Origin of the sequence: Streptomyces sp. NPDC017529, assembly GCF_044329785.1 — a bacterium.
In the GTDB taxonomy this organism is placed as follows: domain Bacteria; phylum Actinomycetota; class Actinomycetes; order Streptomycetales; family Streptomycetaceae; genus Streptomyces.
In genome coordinates this window covers 116,437-133,974 of sequence record NZ_JBIRJY010000015.1, presented here as the reverse complement: position 1 = coordinate 133,974, position 17,538 = coordinate 116,437, and the positions used below count along the sequence as shown (strand labels likewise).

General features: G+C 75.0%; 10 protein-coding genes. All 10 read right to left on the bottom strand.

Features of this window, described 5'->3' with window-relative positions:
• Nucleotides 1–10: 10 nt before the first annotated feature.
• The 10 genes from ACH4K4_RS29905 to ACH4K4_RS29860 all read right to left on the bottom strand — a co-directional run bounded on the left by ACH4K4_RS29905 (nt 11) and on the right by ACH4K4_RS29860 (nt 17,508).
• Nucleotides 11–2,314 carry a bifunctional salicylyl-CoA 5-hydroxylase/oxidoreductase gene (locus ACH4K4_RS29905; RefSeq protein WP_398171600.1) on the bottom strand — a complete coding sequence of 768 codons (2,304 nt, stop codon included), beginning with the start codon at nt 2,312–2,314 and terminating at the stop codon, nt 11–13.
• A 2-nt stretch (nt 2,315–2,316) separates the two neighbouring features.
• Entirely contained in the window at nt 2,317–3,144 is an 828-nt protein-coding gene (locus tag ACH4K4_RS29900; protein WP_398171599.1) for an enoyl-CoA hydratase family protein, read from the bottom strand.
• A gap of 133 nt (nt 3,145–3,277) precedes the next feature.
• Nucleotides 3,278–4,711: an amino acid permease gene (locus ACH4K4_RS29895; protein ID WP_398171598.1), complete on the bottom strand. Its 1,434-nt coding sequence runs from the start codon at nt 4,709–4,711 to the stop codon at nt 3,278–3,280.
• Between the two features lie 129 nt (nt 4,712–4,840).
• Nucleotides 4,841–5,845: an ornithine carbamoyltransferase gene (gene argF, locus ACH4K4_RS29890; RefSeq protein WP_398171597.1), complete on the bottom strand. Its 1,005-nt coding sequence runs from the start codon at nt 5,843–5,845 to the stop codon at nt 4,841–4,843.
• Between the two features lie 137 nt (nt 5,846–5,982).
• The gene (locus ACH4K4_RS29885; RefSeq protein WP_398031661.1) at nt 5,983–7,206 is read right to left on the bottom strand and encodes an arginine deiminase; all 1,224 of its coding nucleotides are present in this window, start codon (nt 7,204–7,206) and stop codon (nt 5,983–5,985) included.
• 114 nt (nt 7,207–7,320) lie between these two features.
• Nucleotides 7,321–9,243, bottom strand: a complete 1,923-nt coding sequence (locus tag ACH4K4_RS29880) for a hypothetical protein (RefSeq protein WP_398171596.1) — start codon at nt 9,241–9,243, stop codon at nt 7,321–7,323.
• The gene (locus ACH4K4_RS29875) at nt 9,240–10,325 is read right to left on the bottom strand and encodes a hypothetical protein (protein ID WP_398171595.1); all 1,086 of its coding nucleotides are present in this window, start codon (nt 10,323–10,325) and stop codon (nt 9,240–9,242) included. The genes ACH4K4_RS29880 and ACH4K4_RS29875 overlap by 4 nt, the downstream gene beginning before the upstream one ends.
• Nucleotides 10,322–11,416: a hypothetical protein gene (locus tag ACH4K4_RS29870; RefSeq protein ID WP_398171594.1), complete on the bottom strand. Its 1,095-nt coding sequence runs from the start codon at nt 11,414–11,416 to the stop codon at nt 10,322–10,324. The genes ACH4K4_RS29875 and ACH4K4_RS29870 overlap by 4 nt, the downstream gene beginning before the upstream one ends.
• A gap of 9 nt (nt 11,417–11,425) precedes the next feature.
• On the bottom strand, nt 11,426–14,086 hold the full coding sequence (locus tag ACH4K4_RS29865) for a hypothetical protein (RefSeq protein WP_398171593.1): 2,661 nt from the start codon (nt 14,084–14,086) through the stop codon (nt 11,426–11,428).
• Complete coding sequence (locus tag ACH4K4_RS29860; RefSeq protein ID WP_398171592.1) at nt 14,083–17,508, bottom strand: tubulin-like doman-containing protein; 3,426 nt, start codon at nt 17,506–17,508, stop codon at nt 14,083–14,085. Before ACH4K4_RS29860 ends, ACH4K4_RS29865 begins: the two co-directional genes overlap by 4 nt.
• Nucleotides 17,509–17,538: the final 30 nt, after the last annotated feature.

Below are 17,538 nucleotides of genomic sequence, written 5' to 3'. Positions count from 1 at the left end.
TACGCCCGGGTCAGCCCAGCGTCAAGCGGGGCTTCGGCGCGTCCGTGCGGCCGGTGGGCGGGGTGCGGCTGCCCGCGCGGTACGGCAGCGGCCAGGGGGCGCCGGGGCCGGTGTAGTTCTGCTCGGCCGCCGCGTGCAGGGTCCAGTGCGGGTCGTACAGGTGCGGCCGGGCCAGGGCGCACAGGTCGGCGCGGCCCGCCAGGATCAGGGAGTTGACGTCGTCCCAGGAGGAGACGGCGCCCACCGCGATCACCGGGACGCCCAGGCGGTTGCGGATGCGGTCGGCGAACGGGGTCTGGTACGAACGCCCGTAGTCGGGGCGCTCGTCGGGCACGACCTGGCCGGTCGACACGTCGATGGCGGCGGCGCCGTGTGCGGCGAAAGCGCGGGCGATCTCCACCGAGTCCTCGGCGGTGGTGCCGCCCTCGGCCCAGTCGGTGGCGGAGATCCGTACCGTCATCGGCCGCTCGGCGGGCCAGACGGCGCGCACCGCGTCGAAGACCTCCAGCGGGAAGCGCAGCCGGGCGGCGAGGTCGCCGCCGTAGGCGTCGGTGCGCCGGTTGGTGAGCGGGGAGAGGAAGCCGGAGAGCAGATAGCCGTGGGCGCAGTGGAGTTCGAGGAGGTCGAAACCGGCGCGGGCGGCCGACCGGGCGGAGCGCACGAACTGCTCGCGTATTCCGCCGAGTTCGGGTTCGGTCAAGGCGTGGGGTATCTGGTTGACGCCGGGGCGGTAGGGCAGCGCGGAGGGCGCCACGAGCGGCCAGTTGCCTTCGGCCAACGGCTGGTCGATACCCTCCCACATGAGGCGGGTGGAGCCCTTGCGTCCCGAGTGCCCGAGCTGGACGCCGATGGCGGTGCCGGGCGACTGCGCGTGCACGAAGTCGGTGACGCGGCGCCACGCCGTCTCGTGCTCCGGCGCGTACAGCCCGGTGCAGCCGGGGGTGATGCGGCCCTCGGGGCTGACGCAGACCATCTCGGTCATCACCAGGCCGGCGCCGCCCAGCGCACGGGCGCCGAGGTGGACGAGGTGGAAGTCGCCCGGCGTGCCGTCGCCGTCGGCGGAGTACATGTCCATCGGGGAGACCACGACCCGGTTGCGCAGGGTCAGGCCGCCCAGCTCGAAGGGGGTGAACATGGGCGGCGTGCCGTCCGGGACGCCGGCCTCCTCCTCGACGGCGGCGACGAAGGCGGGGTCGCGCAGCCGCAGGTTGTCGTGGGTGACCCGGCGGCTGCGGGTGAGCAGGTTGAAGGCGAACCGGCGGGGCGGCTGGCCGGCGTACTCCGCGAGCTCCTCGAACCATGCCAGGCTGGCGCGGGCGGCCCGCTGGGTGGAGGCGACGACGGGCTGCCGCTCGGCCTCGTACGCGGCCAGCGCGTCCGGCAGCGCGGGGTGCTCCTCCAGGCAGGCGGCGAGCGCGAGGGCGTCCTCGACGGCCAGTTTGGTGCCGGAGCCGATGGAGAAGTGGGCGGTGTGCGCGGCGTCGCCGAGCAGCACCGTGTTGCCGTGCGACCAGCGGTCGTTGACGACGGTGCGGAACGCGGTCCAGGCGGAGTTGTTGGAGCGCAGCGGACGGCCGCTCAGCGCGTCGGCGAAGACCTTGGCGCACCACTCGGCCGACTCCCGCTCGTCGCAGCGGTCCAGTCCGGCCCGGCGCCACACCTCCTCGCGCATCTCGACGATGACGGTGCTGGCGCCCGCCGCCCGCGGACCGGACCCGGCGCGGGCGTACGGATAGCCGTGCAGCTGGACGACGCCGTGTTCGGTCTCGGCTGTCTCGAAGCGGAACGCGTCGAAGGCGAAGCCGGCGGCGAGCCAGATGTAGCGGCAGCGGTGGGTGGTGACGCGCGGGGCGAAGACCTCGGCGTGCGCGGCGCGGGTGAGGCTGTGCACGCCGTCGGCGGCGATCACCAGGTCGTGGCCGGCCGCGAGTTCGGCGGCGGGCGGGGCCTCGGTGCGGAAGTTCAGCCGTACGCCGAGGGAGCGGCAGCGTTCGTGCAGGACGCGCAGCAGTGTACGGCGACCGAGGGCCGCGAAGCCGTGTCCGCCGGAGGTCAGGGTGCGCCCGCGGTGCACGATGTCGATGTCGTCCCAGCGCACGAACTCCCGCTGGAGCGCGCGGTACACCTGCGGATCGGCGTGTTCGATGCCGCCGAGCGTCTCGTCGGAGAGCACGACGCCGAAGCCGAAGGTGTCGTCGGGGGCGTTGCGCTCCCAGACGGTGATGTCGCGGTCCGGGCGCAGGCGCTTGAGGAGGGCGGCGGCGTACAGGCCGCCGGGGCCGCCCCCGACGACGGCCACCTGGCGGGCCCCCACCCCTACTTCCCCTGCCACTTCGCGGACCGCTTCGCCGTGAACGCGGCGTGGAACTCGGCGTAGTCGGCGCTGTTCATCAGCAGGGCCTGGGTGGCGGCGTCCAGCTCGACGGCGGCGCCCAGCGGCATGTCGAGTTCGGCGGTGAGCAGCGCCTTGGTCTGCGCGTACGCGAGCGCGGGGCCTTCGGCGAGGCGCCGGGCGAGGATGTGCGCCGCGGTGTCGGCGCGCCCTTCCTCGGCCAGCTCGCTGAGCAGCCCGATGCGTTCCGCCTCGGGGGCGCGGACCGGTTCGCCGAGCATCAGCAGCCGGGTCGCGTGGCCGAGGCCGACGACACGCGGCAGCAGGTACGCCGCGCCCATGTCGCCGCCGGACAGGCCGACCTTGGTGAAGAGGAAAGCGAAGCGGGCCGACGGGTCGGCCACCCGGAAGTCGGCGGCCAGCGCGAGCACCGCGCCGGCGCCGGCCGCGACGCCGTGGACGGCCGCGACGACCGGGCAGGGGCACTCCCGCAGGGCCCGTACGACCTGGCCGGTCATCCGGTTGAAGTCCAGCAGCTGCGCGGTGTCCATGGCGAGCGTGGCGCCGATGATCTCGTCGACGTCGCCGCCGGAGCAGAAACCGCGGCCCTCGCCGCCGAGGACGAGGGCGCGCGCCGACCGCTCTCTGGACAGCTCGGCGAGCAGGTCCCGCAGATCGGCGTACGCCTCGAAAGTGAGCGCGTTGAGCTTCTCCGGCCGTGCGAGGGTGACGGTGACGATGCCGTCTTCCCTGGTCACGCGGATGTGCTGCCAAGCGCTGGTGGTACGGGCGGAACCTGTGAACGGGCTCATCGAGCCACTGCCCCCTTCGGCCGGACGGCTGGTGCCGGTACCTTCCTGCGCTTCGAAGCTATCACCGTTGTGTGACTGTCGTCACGAGTGCGCGATAAGCGTCGGCGGGTTCCCCGCGGGCCGTCCGCGCGGTTCACACGTCCGCGGGCACCCTGGCCTCCTCGGCGCCGGCGCCCAGCCGCGAGCGCCGCCGCCCGTACAGGGCGTAGACGACCGCGCCGGCCGCCAGGAAGCCGGCGAACTGCAGCCAGGTCGCCGGGCCCGTGCCGTAGATCAGGTAGCCGCAGAAGGCGATGCCGAGCACCGGGCTGAGCGGGAAGAGCGGCACCCGGAAGCGGCGCTGCAGGCCGGGGCGGGTGCGGCGCAGCACCATGACGCTGACGTTGACCACGGCCATGACGGCCAGCGTGCCGATGGTCGTCAGGTTCATCACGACGTCCAGCGGGACCACGGCGGCCGGGACCGCGAACACCACGGCGACGATCCAGGTGCCCGCCGCCGGCGTGGCGGTCTTCGGTGAGATCCGCTCGAAGACCCGCGGGACGAGCCCGTCGCGGGACATCGACATCAGGATGCGGGTCTGCCCGTACATGACGGCCAGGACGACGGAGGCGATGGCGACGACCGCGCCGAAGGCGATCACGCCGCCGCCGACGGCGGAGCCGGTGACCTGGTTGACGACGAGCGAGAGCGCCGCGGGCTTGTCGCCCACCTCGCCGGCGGAGAGCGCGCCGATGGCGGAGAGGGCGACCACGCAGTACAGGACGGTGACCAGACCGATGCAGATCATGATCGCGGTGGGTACGTTGCGGCGCGGGTTGCGTACTTCTTCGCCCGCCGTGGTGATCGCGTCGAAGCCGATGTAGGAGAAGAAGGCGACCGAGGCGCCGGAGGTGATGCCGGCGATGCCCTCCGGGGCGAACGGCGTGAGGTTGCCGTCCCGGAAGGCGGTGAAGGCGACGGCACAGAACAGGACGAGGACCGCCAGCTTGAGCACGGCCATCGCCGCGGTCGCGCGGGCGCTCTCGCGGACGCCGCGCACCAGCAGCACCGCGGCCAGCAGCATCACGACGACGGCCGGGACGTTGACGACGCCGCCGTCGCCCGGCGGGTTGGACAGGGCGGCGGGAAGCTGCCAGCCGACCAGGCTGTTGAGCAGCTCGTTCAGGTACTGGCCCCAGCCGACCGCGACCGCGGAGACCGAGACGCCGTACTCCAGCAGCAGGCACCAGCCGACGAGGAAGGCGGCGCGCTCGCCGAGGGTGGCGTACGCGTAGGAGTACGAGCTGCCGGACACCGGGATCGCACCGCCCAGCTCCGCGAAGGAGAAGGCGGTGAAGACGCAGGTGACCGCGGCGAGCACGAAGGAGACGAGGACGGCGGGGCCGGCCTGGGCGACGGTGTCGGACAGGCCGACGAAGATGCCGGTGCCGACGATGGCACCGATGCCGAAGCACACGAGCTGGAAGAGCCCCATGGTGCGCTTGAGGCCGTGGCCTTCGCGGTCCGCGCCGGATTCGGCGATGAGGACGTCGGGGGACTTGATGCGCAGTCCGGACGGACGCATGGGGTGGTTCTCATCTCTGGTGGTGCGTGGTGCGTGGTGCGTCGCGCGCGGCGGGGGTGGGCCGCGCGCGGAGCGGGGCAGGGCCGGTGGGTCCGTATCCCGTGATCGGTTCGATGCTACGGCGGGCTCTCAGCCGGCCATGGTGGCGACCAGCACGGCCTTGATCGTGTGCAGCCGGTTCTCCGCCTCGTCGAAGACGACGGAGTGCCGGGACTCGAAGACCTCGTCCGTGACTTCCAGGGACGTCAGGCCGTGCCGTTCGTAGATCTCCTGTCCGACCTTTGTGCCCAGGTCGTGGAAGGCGGGCAGGCAGTGCAGGAACTTCACGTCCGGGTTGCCGGTGGCGCGCAGCACGTCCATCGTGACGGCGTAGTCGCCGAGCAGCTCGATCCGCTCGTCCCAGACCTCCTTCGGCTCGCCCATCGAGACCCAGACGTCGGTCGCGACGAAGTCGGCGCCGTGCACGCCCTCGGCCACGTCCGCCGTGAGGGTGACGCGTGCGCCGCTGTGCGCGGCCAGCTCCCGGGCCCTGGCGACGACCTCCCGGTCCGGCCAGAGGCCCTCGGGCGCGACGATCCGTACGCCCATGCCGAGCAGCGCGCCGGTGATCAGGTAGGAGTTGCCCATGTTGTACCGGGCGTCGCCGAGGTAGGCGAAGGCGGTCTCCGTGAGCGGGCGGGAAGGCAGGTGCTCCCTGATCGTCAGCACGTCGGCGAGCATCTGGGTCGGGTGCCACGCGTCGGTCAGGCCGTTGAAGACCGGGACGCCGGCGTGGGCGGCCAGCTCCTCGACGGTGGCCTGGGAGCTGCCCCGGTACTCGATCCCGTCGAACATCCGGCCGAGGACCCGGGCGGTGTCCTTCACCGACTCCTTGTGCCCCATCTGCGACCCGGCCGGGTCGAGGTAGGTGGTGGCGGCGCCCTGGTCGGCGGCGGCGACCTCGAAGGCGCAGCGGGTGCGGGTGGAGGTCTTCTCGAAGATCAGGGCGATGTTGCGGCCCCGCAGGCGCGCGACCTCCTCGCCCGCGCGCTTGGCGGCCTTCAGCTCGGCCGCCAGGTCGACGAGACGGCAGAACTCCTCGGCGCTGAAGTCCAGCTCCTTGAGGAAGTGGCGGCCCGTGAGGTCTATCGCCATCGGTGGCTCCTAGGTCGCGGCAATCGGAATACTGGAAGTGTATACGACCGTACGCATCCCTATACGGAGCCCGTCCGGCACGGACGTCACACGGGCCCGCCCTTCGGTTTCTTCCCCGGCGCGGGGCGGCCTTCCCCTTATACGGGGTCGCGTTCCACCGGGCAGCTCATGCAGCGCGGTCCGCCCCGGCCGCGCCCCAGCTCGCTGCCCGGAATCGTAATGACCTCGATGCCGCGCTTGCGCAGGAAGGTGTTGGTGGTCACGTTGCGCTCGTACGCCACCACCACGCCCGGCTCGACGGCCAGCACGTTGCACCCGTCGTCCCACTGCTCGCGCTCCGCCGAGTGCACGTCCTGCGTCGCGGTCAGCACCCGGATGCCGTCCAGGCCCAGCGCCGCCGCCATGGCGCGGTGCATGTGCTCCGGCGGGTGGTCGGTGACCTTCAGGTCCTGCTCGCCGGCGCCGGGCTCGATCGTGTACGAGCGCAGCATGCCCAGCCCCTCGTACTGGGTGAAGGTCCCGCCGTCCACCATCGTCATCACCGTGTCGAGGTGCATGAAGGCCCGCCGCTTGGGCATGTCCAGCGCCACGATGGTGCGCGCCGAACCGGCCGCGAACAGGCCGCGCGCCAGCATCTCCACGGCCTGCGGGGTGGTCCGCTCGCTCATGCCGATCAGCACGGCGCCGTTGCCGATCACCAGCACGTCGCCGCCCTCGATGGTCGAGGGGTAGGCCGCCTGCCCCTCCGACCAGACGTTGAAGCCGCCGTTCCGGAAGAGCTTGTGGTGCCGGTAGATCGCCTCGTAGTGCACCGTCTCGCGCTGCCGTGCCGGCCAGCGCATGGCGTTGATCGATACTCCGTCGTAGACCCAGGCGGAGGTGTCGCGGGTGAACAGGTGGTTGGGCAGCGGGCGCAGCACGAAGTCGTCCAGGTCCATCACGTGGAAGCGGACCGAGGTCGGCTCGGGGTGCGCCGCCAGGTACTCCCGCTTGGTCATTCCGCCGACCAGCGCCTCCACCAGCTCGGCCACCGGCAGCTCGTCGAAGGCGGCCCGCAAGTGGTCGGTGGCCAGCGGCCCGTACTCCTTCTCGTGGAAGACCCGGTCCAGCACCAGCGCCCGCGCCTCGGGGGCCTGGAGGGTCTCGGTCAGCAGGTCACCGAAGAGGTGCACCTCGACGCCCCGGTCCCGCAGGATGTCGGCGAAGGCGTCGTGCTCGGCGCGCGCCCGGCGCACCCACAGCACGTCGTCGAAGAGCAACGCGTCCTTGTTGGACGGGGTGAGTCGTTTCAGCTCCAGGTCGGGGCGGTGCAGAATGACGCGGCGCAGCCGCCCGGCCTCGGAGTCGACATGGAATCCCATGCCCCCATCTTCGCTGCTCGGAGCGCGCGGCGGAGGAGAACGGCCCGGCCGCGCCAAGGGCTTCCGCGGCCGGCGGGAGCGGCGCCCGGGGGCGGCGGGCCCGGACGCCGCCGTTCAGCTCGTCGCCGCGAGGACGGCGATCAGCACGACGGCGACGGCGATCACCCCGAGGAGCGTGGTGACCCAGAGCCGGCCGGCCGGGTCGTCCGTAGCGCCGGCCGCGTCGCCGGGGTCGCGGACGGCACGGGCGCGGCGGCCCGTTAGCCGGTGCCCGGGCCCGGCGCCCAGGCCGATGATCCGGCGGACCGGCGGCTCCTCCCGCGCGGGCTGCCGTGTCGCGGCGTCGAACAGCGCCTGCCAGCCCGCCTCGCCGAAGCCGGTGGGCCGGCCGGCCCCGAGCAGGTGCCGCAGCACCGCGCGGCCGGGCCCGTCGTGGTCGGCCCACAGGTCCGGCAGCACCCGCCGCAGCAGGGCGGGCGCGTTGCCCTCCTCGCCGTACGGGCGCACCAGGTGCTCGTACAGGAGCAGGGCGGTCCGCACCCGCATCCGGCTGTCGGGCCCGGTGACCGGGTCCTCGTCGAGGTGCCCGCCGCCCCGGCCGAGGAACAGGTGCGCGCCGAGCACCCCTTCGCAGACGGCCCGCGCCTCGGCGGCGGTCCGGTGGCCGGCGCGGCCGGCGAGCACGTGGGCCACGCGGTCGGCGTGCGCGGCGGGCAGGCCCTCGTCGAGCACGCCCAGGAGCACGCTGTCCGTGCTGTCGTGCAGGTACCGGGCGGCGCCGTCGCCGTCCTGGTGGAGCGCCTCGCGCAGCACCCGGGTGGTCACGGCGCGGGGGAAGCCGGAGCCGGACCTGACGGCGTGGCCGGCGGCCGGTGCCGGCTCGTCGGTCCGCCGGTACGGCGGCCGGCCCTGGTCCTGGTCCTGCCGGAGGTGGTCGAAGACCCGGTCGTCGTGGCGCGCTTCGTCGTGGCGCGCCCCGTGCCGTGTCCCGGCGTCCCGGTCCTGCGGTGTCTCGCGCGGCGGTTCGCGCCCCTCGTCCGCCCGGTCCGCAGGGGTACGGCGGTGGCCCCCGGCGTGGCTGAGCCACTTCAGCGCCTCGTGCACCAGGAGCACCCGTTCGTCGAGGCGTTCCTCTTCGAAGACGTGCCGGTCGGCCAGCGCGCGGCGGGTCTCGCGCAGCGCCTCGTGGTCGTCTCGGCGCTCCAGGTAGTGCTCGACCAGCCGCGCCGCGGCGTCGTCCACCGCGTCGCCGTGGCCGGGCCCGCCGCCGTCGGTGCCCTCGCCGCCGGGGCCGCCGGGCCGTGGCGGGCCGGGGTCCAGGCGGGTCAACTGCTGGTCCCGGGTGGCCGACACGGGCCAGCTCGGGACGAAGACGTACCGGAACGGGCCGCCGTCGCGCGTGTCGTGGGTGGCGAAGGACCAGGACCCCGGCACCGCGGGCCCCAGCAGCCTGCGCAGCCCCCACAGGACGTGGACCGGCCCGTCGCCGCCCGTGCGGTCCAGGACGGAGAGCCGCTGCCTCGGGTGGCGCAGGCGCCCGGCGAGCACCGCCGCCAACTCCTCTGCGTACTCCCCCGTCCGCCGGGTCAGCGCGGGCGCCGCGCGTTCGGCGGCGGTCCGCAGTACCTCGGGCGGCACCCGGTCCAGGGCCGGGCCCTCGACGTCCCGCAGGCTGATGCCGCTGCCTTCCCAGTGCCAGCCGTGCAGGCCCAGGCAGGTGGCGGGGGTCAGCGCCGAGGCGCTGCCCAGCAGGGCGTGGGAGCAGGTGCTGGGGCGGCCGCCGCGGTCCCGGTCGGGAATCCGCCGGATGAGCAGGACCGCTCCCCCAGGCGCCAGGTCCCTGGGCAGCTCCACCCGGGCCAGGCTCTCGCGCGCCTCGTCGCCGGGGACCCGCAGCAGCGGGGCGACCTTGCGGTAGACCGGTTCCAGCCCTTCGCGGCTGCCCGACCAGGCGACCGGGCCCACCCCCGCGCCGCCGACGGCGTGGTGCGCGTCCCAGCGGAAGACGATCTGGTGCACCGTTCCGGCAGCGTTCACAGCCCCACCTCCCGGGGGTCGGCTCCCGGGAGGAGCCCGCACATCGCGAAGACCGAAAGCAGCGGCGACAGCACCCGCCGCGGCCGTACGCCCTGCGGGAAGCCGCCCGCGTCCTCCTGGCCGCCGGTGGCCGACGCGAAGTGCAGGGTGCACCGCGCGCAGTCGCTGAACGGCTTGAGCCAGGCGGGCCCGCCGTGGTGCCGCAGGAAGGCGTAGACGTCGCGGCTCTCCGCACGCAGGGCCCGCGCCGTCGGCCGGGCGGTTTCGGGGGCGGTCAGCCAGCGTGCCACGGCCGGTTCGAACCGGATCAGGTCGCTCTTGCCCACGACGACGGCGGCCGCCGCTTCCACGTACGGCCCCTCGCGCGGCACCCGGTCCAGCACGGTGCCGAACGAGCGGTCGCCGAGGTCGTCCGTGCGCTGTTTGGTGCGTTCGCGCACCGCGTCCAGGTACGGCAGGGGCAGGGCGCGCAGCGGGTCGACGACGAAGATGAACGCGCTGACGGCGGCCAGGAACCGGGTGACCCGGCCGGTGCGCTCCAGGTCCTCGCCCGACAGGTCGAAGAAGACCACCGGCCGGGTGGTGCCGCCCCTGCTGACCAGCAGCCCGTCGGCGAACTCGGCGAACTCGGTCTGCTCGGTGTGCGCCAGCGTCCGGCCCGCCCGCAGCTTCAGGACCCGGTCGTTGAGGTAGGCGCGGTGCGAATCGGTGTGCAGCGGTACGGCCTTGAGCCCGTGGGCGTCCAGCGCGCCGCGTTCCACCTCGCCGATCATCGAGGCGAGCAGATGCGTCTTGCCGGCCCGTGAACTGCCGACGAGGGCCACGGTCAGCGGTTCGCCGTTGGTGAGATAGGGAGCGGGCAGGTAATGCTCGGGCATGCCGGCGGTGTTGCCGCACACCTGGAACGCCTCGCGCAGGGCGTCCTGGCGGCGCAGCGGATTGTGCTCGCCCGTCAGGTCCAGCCGGACGAAGGTGCTGGTCTCGTCGCGCACGTACAGCCGGTCCTCGTCGAAGGAGATCGGGTCGAGGCAGTACGGGCACATCACCGGCCGGGGGCCAGGGGGCATCGGGTACGTGCTCACCGGCGCCCTCCCGTGCCCGGACGGCCGGCGCCGAACAGGGTACGCAGCCCGCGGGCCGGCGGTGTACGCGCGGCCCCCGGCTCCGCCGCGGTGTCGTCGTCCAACCCCAACTCCGTTCTCTTGTGCGCGAGTTCCTCGTCGAAGGCGCGGCGGCCCGGCTCCAGGGGGTCGGCGGGCAGCGGGCGTCCCTGGAGGGGGTCCTGCCGGTTGAGCATCCGCAGCACCTCGACGGGGTGGCCGCGCTCCCCGGCGGTGGCCGCGTACGCGCCGGCCAGCACGCCGAGGGCGGGCAGCCTGGCCAGGTCGCGCGGCGGCCCGTCCGGCTCCCCTTCGCGCCCGGTGACCAGGTGGTACATGACCTGGGCCACGCTCCACAGGTCGTCGCGCGGGTCCGCGGTGCCGCGCCCGGCGCGCTGCTCGGGCGCGGCCCAGGGCGCTTCGCCCAGCGCCTCGCGCGGATGTCCGGCGCGCGTGGCGAGGCAGGGCTCGGGCATCCTGACGTGCCGGCCGTCCCACCGCACGGTGTGCGGGGTCAGCCCGCGGTGCACCACACCGACGGCCTCCAAAAGCCGTACGGCAAGGACCAGTTCACTGCGGATGCGCTCTTGTTCGCGGACCGTGGCCCGGCCCGCGAGCGCCGCCAGCGGGCGTCCGCGCGCGGGTTCGTAGAAGACGAACGGCTCGCGTACGTCCAGGTGGTAGCCGCCGAGCCGGGCGAACAGCCGGTGGTACGGGGCGTCGCCGAACGCCCGGCGCACGGCGAGGCCGACGCCCACCTCCGCCTCCAGCCGGTCACGGGCCCGGTGGTCGCCGCGCGCCGTGTGCGCGAGCCGGTACTGCACGACCCGCCAGTCCTCGCCCAGCGTCACGGGCCTGGCCAGCAGGGGGTGCCGCTGCGGCCCGGCGGGGAGATCGTCCCGGCACACCGCGGGCAGCCGCGCGGGCGTTCCCTCGTCCGTGAAGAAGGCCAGCTCCGTCCGGTCCCGCGCCGGGCGCCCTCCGTTGCGCGCCCCCTCCTCGCGCGCGCCGCCGTCCTCCGGCGCGCGGCCGGGTGTCCGTACCGTGTCCCGCCGGTCCGCCCACTCGTCCATGACGTCCCCTCATTCGCTCGCGTTCGCCGGCAGTCCCGGCCCGGTGGTCCCGCCGCGCAGCCGGACCGTGCGCACCGAGCCGGTGCGCAGCGGCAGCAGCCGGAAGACGCCCGCGTACCGGCCCGCGGGTGTCCACACCAGGTCGTCGGCGCCCGGCCCCGGCCCGTCGGCCGGCAGCGGTTCGTCGCCGTGCCGCGCCACGTCGGGGGCGAAGCGCACCCGGCGCCCGGCGTGCCGGTCGCGGGAGAGGATCCGCCGGTGCTCGGCCGCGCAGAGCGGCACCGTGCCGGTGCCCTCGCCGTGCGCCCGGAGGATCCGGGTGACCCGGTCGGGCGCCAGGCCCAGCAGCACCGCCGGGCCGGGCCGGGCCGCGGGGTCCCGGGCGAACGACGGTGCCGCGGCGACGCCGTCCCTGGCCAGCCGGGCGGTCTCGTCGTCGATCAGCGCCCGCACCGCACGGCCGACCGGGAGCGCGGCGGCCGCGCCGGGGTCGCGCTCGATGGTGCCCCAGTACGGGTCGAGGAGCCCGGCGATGCCGTCGGCGAGATCGCCGACGAGGGTGGCGACCAGCTCCGGGCCGCCGTCGCCCGCTTCGCGCTCCAGCCAGGGCACGGGTACGTCGCCGGGCGGCTCGGCGGGCGGGTCCTGCGGGGCTGTGCCGTGGCCCGCGTCGGTGCCGTCGCCGCCGTCCCCGCCGTGGGCCGGTTCGCGGTCCCAGTCGTCCCAGTCGTCCCAGTCCTGGGCCGTGGCCTCGTACCGGGCGTCGGCGGCGCCGTGGGCCTCGTGCCCGCGGAAGTCGCCGGCCGTCGTGGAACGGTCGTAGGACGGGCCGAACCAGTCGTCGTCCAGCAGGCCGCCGTCCGCCGGGTCGCCGTCCGGCGGACCGTACCCGTCGTCCCGCGCGCCGCCTCCCGCGGCCGCCCCGTTCCGTGCCGCCGCGGGGACCGGGTCGCGGCCCTCCGCGGCGTCCGCCGCGCTGCGGATCATCCCGGCCACCGCCCGCGCCCCGTCGGCGCAGTACAGCCGGGCGTCCGCCAGCAGCCAGTCCTGCGCCACGGCGTCCGCCAGCAGTCCGTCGAGCGCGCACAGCGCGTCCCGCGCTTCGGGGCCGCCGCCCGCCGCCCACCAGTCGTCGAGGGCCGCGGTCCAGCGGCGTACCGCCAGCAGCGGCACCGCGACCACCGCCGCCAGCAAGGTGCTCAGACCGACCCAGGCGGGCACCGCGAGCAGCAGGCCGAGCGCGATGCCGGCGGCCGCGCCCAGCAGCCCGGCGCACGCCTGGGCCGGGGCACCCGACCGGCCGCCGCCGTCGAGATGCCCGTCACCGGTGCGTCCCGGGCGGCGGGCCAGGGCCAGCGCGGTCAGCCCCGCTCCGGCCAGCGCCGTCAAGGGGCCCAGCACCCAGCCGGGCCCCGGCCACAGTCCCGCCGCGGCGGCGGCCGCGCAGCCCGCGGCCAGCTCCGGGCGGGCCGCGCCGGGGACGTCGAACGGCCGCGCCCTGCCCATCCGCCGCGGCAGCCCGGGCGGGCACAGCTCGTCGAGCCGGCCGAGGCGGGCCGCGCTGCCGGTGGGCGTGGCCAGGTCGGCGAGCGCGCCGAGCCGGGCCGCGGTGGAGCGCAGCGGCAGCCGGCGGGCCAGCAGGCCCTGCGCGAAGCCGCGCAGCCCCGGACCGATCCGGTCGCGGGCGGCCTCCGGCACCCGGGGCAGGTCGACGCCGCGTTCGTGCAGCCTTCTGCGCTGCTCCGGGGGCAGTCCGACGCCGTCGCCGTCGCGGAGGGTCTCGGCGACGGTCTCGCGGTACGCGGCCAGTTCGGCGGCGGCCGCGTCCAGGCTCTCCGCGAGGTCCCCGTCACCGGCGGCGGCGCCGCGCAGCAGACCGCCCGCGCCGCGCTGCCGTTCGCAGGCGTCCTCGGCCTCCGCCAGCGCCGCCTCGCAGGCCCGGAACCGCTCGTCCACCTCGCCGCCGGGCCGCCGCCACGGCGCCTGTTCCACGCTCCTGGGCAGTCCGGCGCCGATCAGCGGCGCCAGCGCGGCGGGCACCCCGCCCGCCTCCGGGTCGGCGACCGTGACCCGGCCGCCGGGGTCGTCCTGGCCGACCAGGTCGGCCAGGGCCTGCCGCCAGACGCGGGCGCGCGCGGTGTGCGACAGGTCGTGTTCCAGGACGCGCAGGCCGGGTACGGCCACGCCGTCGGGGATCTCCGCGACCGCGTGCAGGACGGCGTCGAACACGTCCGGCGCGGCGAGGAGTTCCAGGAGCGGGCGCAGCGCGCCCGCGTCCTCGGCGGGGGTGGGGCAGGACAGCAGGCCGCAGTGCGGGTCGAGCACCCACAGCACGCCGACGGCGGGCGGGCGCAGCGGGGAGGGCCGGTCCAGGGCCCAGGGGGTGGGCGCGGGCGGCACCGCGACGCCGTCGCCCGGTTCGGCGGGCGGGGCGCCGACGGCGACGCACAGCGCGTGGCCCGGTCCGTAGGCGAGGACCTGTTCGTACGTGCGCTGGTGGCGGGCCAGGCCGGTGGCGGTGTCCACGAGCAGGAAGCGCACGGCCTGCCGGTCCGGCGTACCGGCCAGGGCGGCGCGGACGGCGCGGTGCAGCCCGTCCGCGCCGTCCGGTCCGGCGGCGCCGTCGCGCAGGTCGAGGGTGACGACCGGGGCGGTGGTGCGGGCGTTCACAGCAGGTCCTCCTCCCTCGGCTCGTCGTCCCACGGGTCGGCCCACAGGCCGGACCCGGGCGGGCCCGCCGGGCCCGGAGGCTCCTTGGTCTCCGCGCGCCCGGCCCGCCCCGCGCCGACCGGCGCCTCGTCCGGGCCGGGGTCGTGCGGTACGGAGCGGTCCGGGCCGGGGTCGTGCGGGCCCGGCTCGTACGGCTGCGCTTCCCTCGCCCGCGGCACCCCGCCGGGCTGGTGGCCGTCGGGCTGGTGGCCGTTGGCCTTGCGCAGCCGCGCCGGGGCGGCGCCGGACGCGCGCGCCTGTTCCTGCGCCAGCGCCAGGGCGCGCAGCGAAGGCCGGTTGGCCCGCAGGCTCCTGGGGAAGCGCAGGTCGAGCGCGCCGTCCAGGGTGGTGGTCCAGAAGTGGCGCAGCGGGTCGATCCAGTCCCTGGCGTCCTCGTCCAGTTCGCGGGCGCGCCGCCGCAGCCGGTCCGCCTCCGCCGGTGCCACCCGGCGCAGGAAGGTCCAGAACAGCGGGTCGGGCTCCCTCGGCGTGGTGCTCAGCCCCTCCGGCAGCGCCTCCATCAGCACCGAGCAGAAGTCCTTGACCGCCGACCCGGCATCCAGCAGTGCCCAGCGCTCGTAGGCGCGCAGCAGATCGGACCAGCTGGAGACGTCCCGGTCGTACGGCTGGAGGGCGAGCGTCATGGTGGCCGAGTCGCCGCCGCGCAGCCGGAAGCAGACGCTCTCCGGGGACAGGGGGTCGCCGGTGGTCTCGACCCGGCCGTTCCACATCGCGCACAGCATGCGCTGGAGCACCCGCTGCCGGTCGCTCTCCGTGCTGGCCAGCCAGGAGTCGCGGTAGCCGGTGCGCTGGCGCCACTGGAGATGGTCCTCGCGGCCCTCCCGGTCCCTGGCCCGGCCCCACAGCCGCAGCACCTGCCGTACCTCGGAGATGTCGGTCAGGCTCATCTCGCTGCGGAACAGCACGACGGTGATCGACTCGGTGACCACGGCCCGGAATTCCGGCGGCAGCCGGTTCTCGTCGCGCGGCAGGAGCAGCGACTGCTCCAGGAAGCGGTCCACGCTGCCCTTGGCCTTGGTCTGCGGGCGCACGATGAGGGTCTTGAGCTTTCCGGTGCCGTCCGGGGTGAAGCCGGCCGGCAGCAGGCCCGCGAGCTGGGAGCGGAACTGCTCCAGCCACTTCTCGTCCACCGCCTCGGCGGACTCCTCGTCCCCGGACGCCGCCGCGAGCAGGTCGCCGAGGGACGGCAGCAGCGGCCGCTCCTGGTGGACGCCCGCCTCCCCGAACAGCTTCTTGATGCGGGCCTCCAGGACCTGCTTGACCTCCTTGACGGCGGCGCGCGGCGAGCGCTGGACGGCTTCCAGCGCGCGTTCCCAGTGCTGCGGTTCGACGATGCGGGCGAGCAGCACGGCCTCGTCCTGGTTGTCCGCGATGCCCTCGCGCTGGAGGAGGCGGGTCAGTACGTCGTCGTAGAAGGCGTCGAGCGAGTTCTGCGGCGGGAGCAGGTACGAGACGCCCGTGCGGTCTTCGCGGTACAGCTCGCGGCGCCGCTCGCGGAACAGGCCGTTCTCTTCCTCCTCGTGGTCACGGAACGCCCGTACCAGCGCGGACAGTTCCTTCATCGCGCGGTCGGCCAGCGGCCGCCAGCGCGGCTCCTGCTCCTTCCACCGGGCGTGCCACACCCGGCAGGCCGCCCAGCGGTACCAGGCGTCCTGCTCCTGGAGGGCGGCCTCCACCTCGGGGTCGCCCCAGCGTGCGGGCACCACGCCGCCCATCCGGCGGCCGATGCGCGGCACCTGCGGCGGGCTGGTGTCCACGCCCTCGGGGCGCTGCGGGCGGTTGCGCCGGTTGTCGAGCATGCCGGAGAAGCCGGCCTGCGCGACCCGGTCGCGGTCGCCCGGATTACCGGTGAACACCCGCTCCAGCCGGAACGGGTCGTGCTGCTTGAGCATGGTGAGCAGGCCACGGCGCGGGTTGAAGCGCTCGGCCAGCTCCACCGAGCGGCGGTCCAGCTGCCGGTCGAGCGAGGCGAGCTGGTCCTCCATGTCGCCGACCCGGTCGCGCAGCGCCGTGCCGATGGCCTTGGCGCCCTTGGGCACCGGGTCGGGCGCCGGCACCTCCAGCGCGTCCCTGGCCCACACCTCCTCCACGCCGGACTCCTTGAACGCCTCGGCGACCAGGCCGCGGTGGCTCTCGCCGCCCTGGCGCGCCCGTTCGGCCAGGCCGCGTACGGCGCAGGCGAGCATGCGGGCGGCGACGATCTCGGCGAGTTCGTCGACGGGCACGGTCATGGAGGCGGCGAGGCTGGTGGACATGCCCTGGAGGCCGATGCCGGTGGCGGCGGCCGCCGACCGGCTGGTGCCGCGGTTGACGAAGCTGGCCGCGAACGACTGGTAGGCGTCGTCGGCCCGGCCGCGGGTGTTCTCCTCGCCCAGATCCGTGCCGATCAGCGAGGTGACCATGGCGGTGATGGAGCGGCGCAGGTCCTCGGGGCGCATGCCGGCGGTACGGCTGAAGAGGAACGCCGTCTGGACGGTGGAGGTGCGCAGGCTCACCGGCACCATCTCGGGGTACTTCACGCTCAGCGAGCCGCGCTGTGCCACGTCGCCGAGGTCGGCGGTGGCGTCGGCCGCGTTCTGGTCGTCGACCAGGTGCGAGAGGTCCACCAGGGCACGTGCCGCGTTCAGTTCGGCCTCCCGGCCGCCGCCGGACTCCGGCGGGAACGCCGAGGGCATCACGACCAGCGGATAGATCTTGGCGCCCGGCAGGTTCACCGAGTGGAAGGCGTGCCCGAGCAGGTGCAGGAAGTCGTAGAAGATCCCCGCGCCCGTCCCGCCCGCGACGGAGAACGCCACGAACACGTCGTAGCCGCGGATCTGCCCGCCGCCCAGCTCCTGGAGGTCGCCCGCCGACTTGCTGAGCGCGTCGATCGCCGAGCGCAGCGGGCCGAGTACCTGGTCGGGCCCGTTGCGCATGGTGGCGAACAGCGCGGCCCTGCCCACGGTGGGCAGCTGCCCCGCGCCGGTGTGCAGCGGGGAGACCCGGGGCTCGTCCACCCGCGGCGGCAGCCAGCCGGCGGTCTCCTCGTGCTGGGCGATCCGCAGCATGCGGGTCATCTCGGGCGAGTTGTCGTAGGTGGGCAGCAGGTTGTGCACGGCGCGTGAGGTACGGGCGTACGCGGCCGCCTCGGGGCCGCGGGCGCTCAGGTGCGGCAGCCGGTCGAGTTCGGCCTCGCTGAAGTCCGCGTACACGAATTGCAGGCAGTCCGGCAGCTGGAAGGGAACCCGTTGTTTGCCGCGGCCGACCAGGTCGGTACCGTCCGGGCCGCACAGTTCGCGGCGCAGGTTCCGCTCCAGTTCGGCGCCGATGCGGGCGCCGGTGCCGCCCAGCCCCACGAACAGCATGGGCTGGTAGATCTTCATGGTGTCGCTCCCCTCGTCCGCCCGTCGGGG

Bases quoted from the DNA above. Each gene is read 5' to 3' on its own strand.
- ACH4K4_RS29885 (WP_398031661.1), bottom strand. From the start codon at position 7,206: ATGGGATTCCATGTCGACTCCGAGGCCGGGCGGCTGCGCCGCGTCATT.
- ACH4K4_RS29895 (WP_398171598.1), bottom strand. From the start codon at position 4,711: ATGCGTCCGTCCGGACTGCGCATCAAGTCCCCCGACGTCCTCATCGCC.
- ACH4K4_RS29860 (WP_398171592.1), bottom strand. From the start codon at position 17,508: ATGAAGATCTACCAGCCCATGCTGTTCGTGGGGCTGGGCGGCACCGGC.
- argF (WP_398171597.1), bottom strand. From the start codon at position 5,845: ATGGCGATAGACCTCACGGGCCGCCACTTCCTCAAGGAGCTGGACTTC.
- ACH4K4_RS29900 (WP_398171599.1), bottom strand. From the start codon at position 3,144: ATGAGCCCGTTCACAGGTTCCGCCCGTACCACCAGCGCTTGGCAGCAC.
- ACH4K4_RS29870 (WP_398171594.1), bottom strand. From the start codon at position 11,416: ATGGACGAGTGGGCGGACCGGCGGGACACGGTACGGACACCCGGCCGC.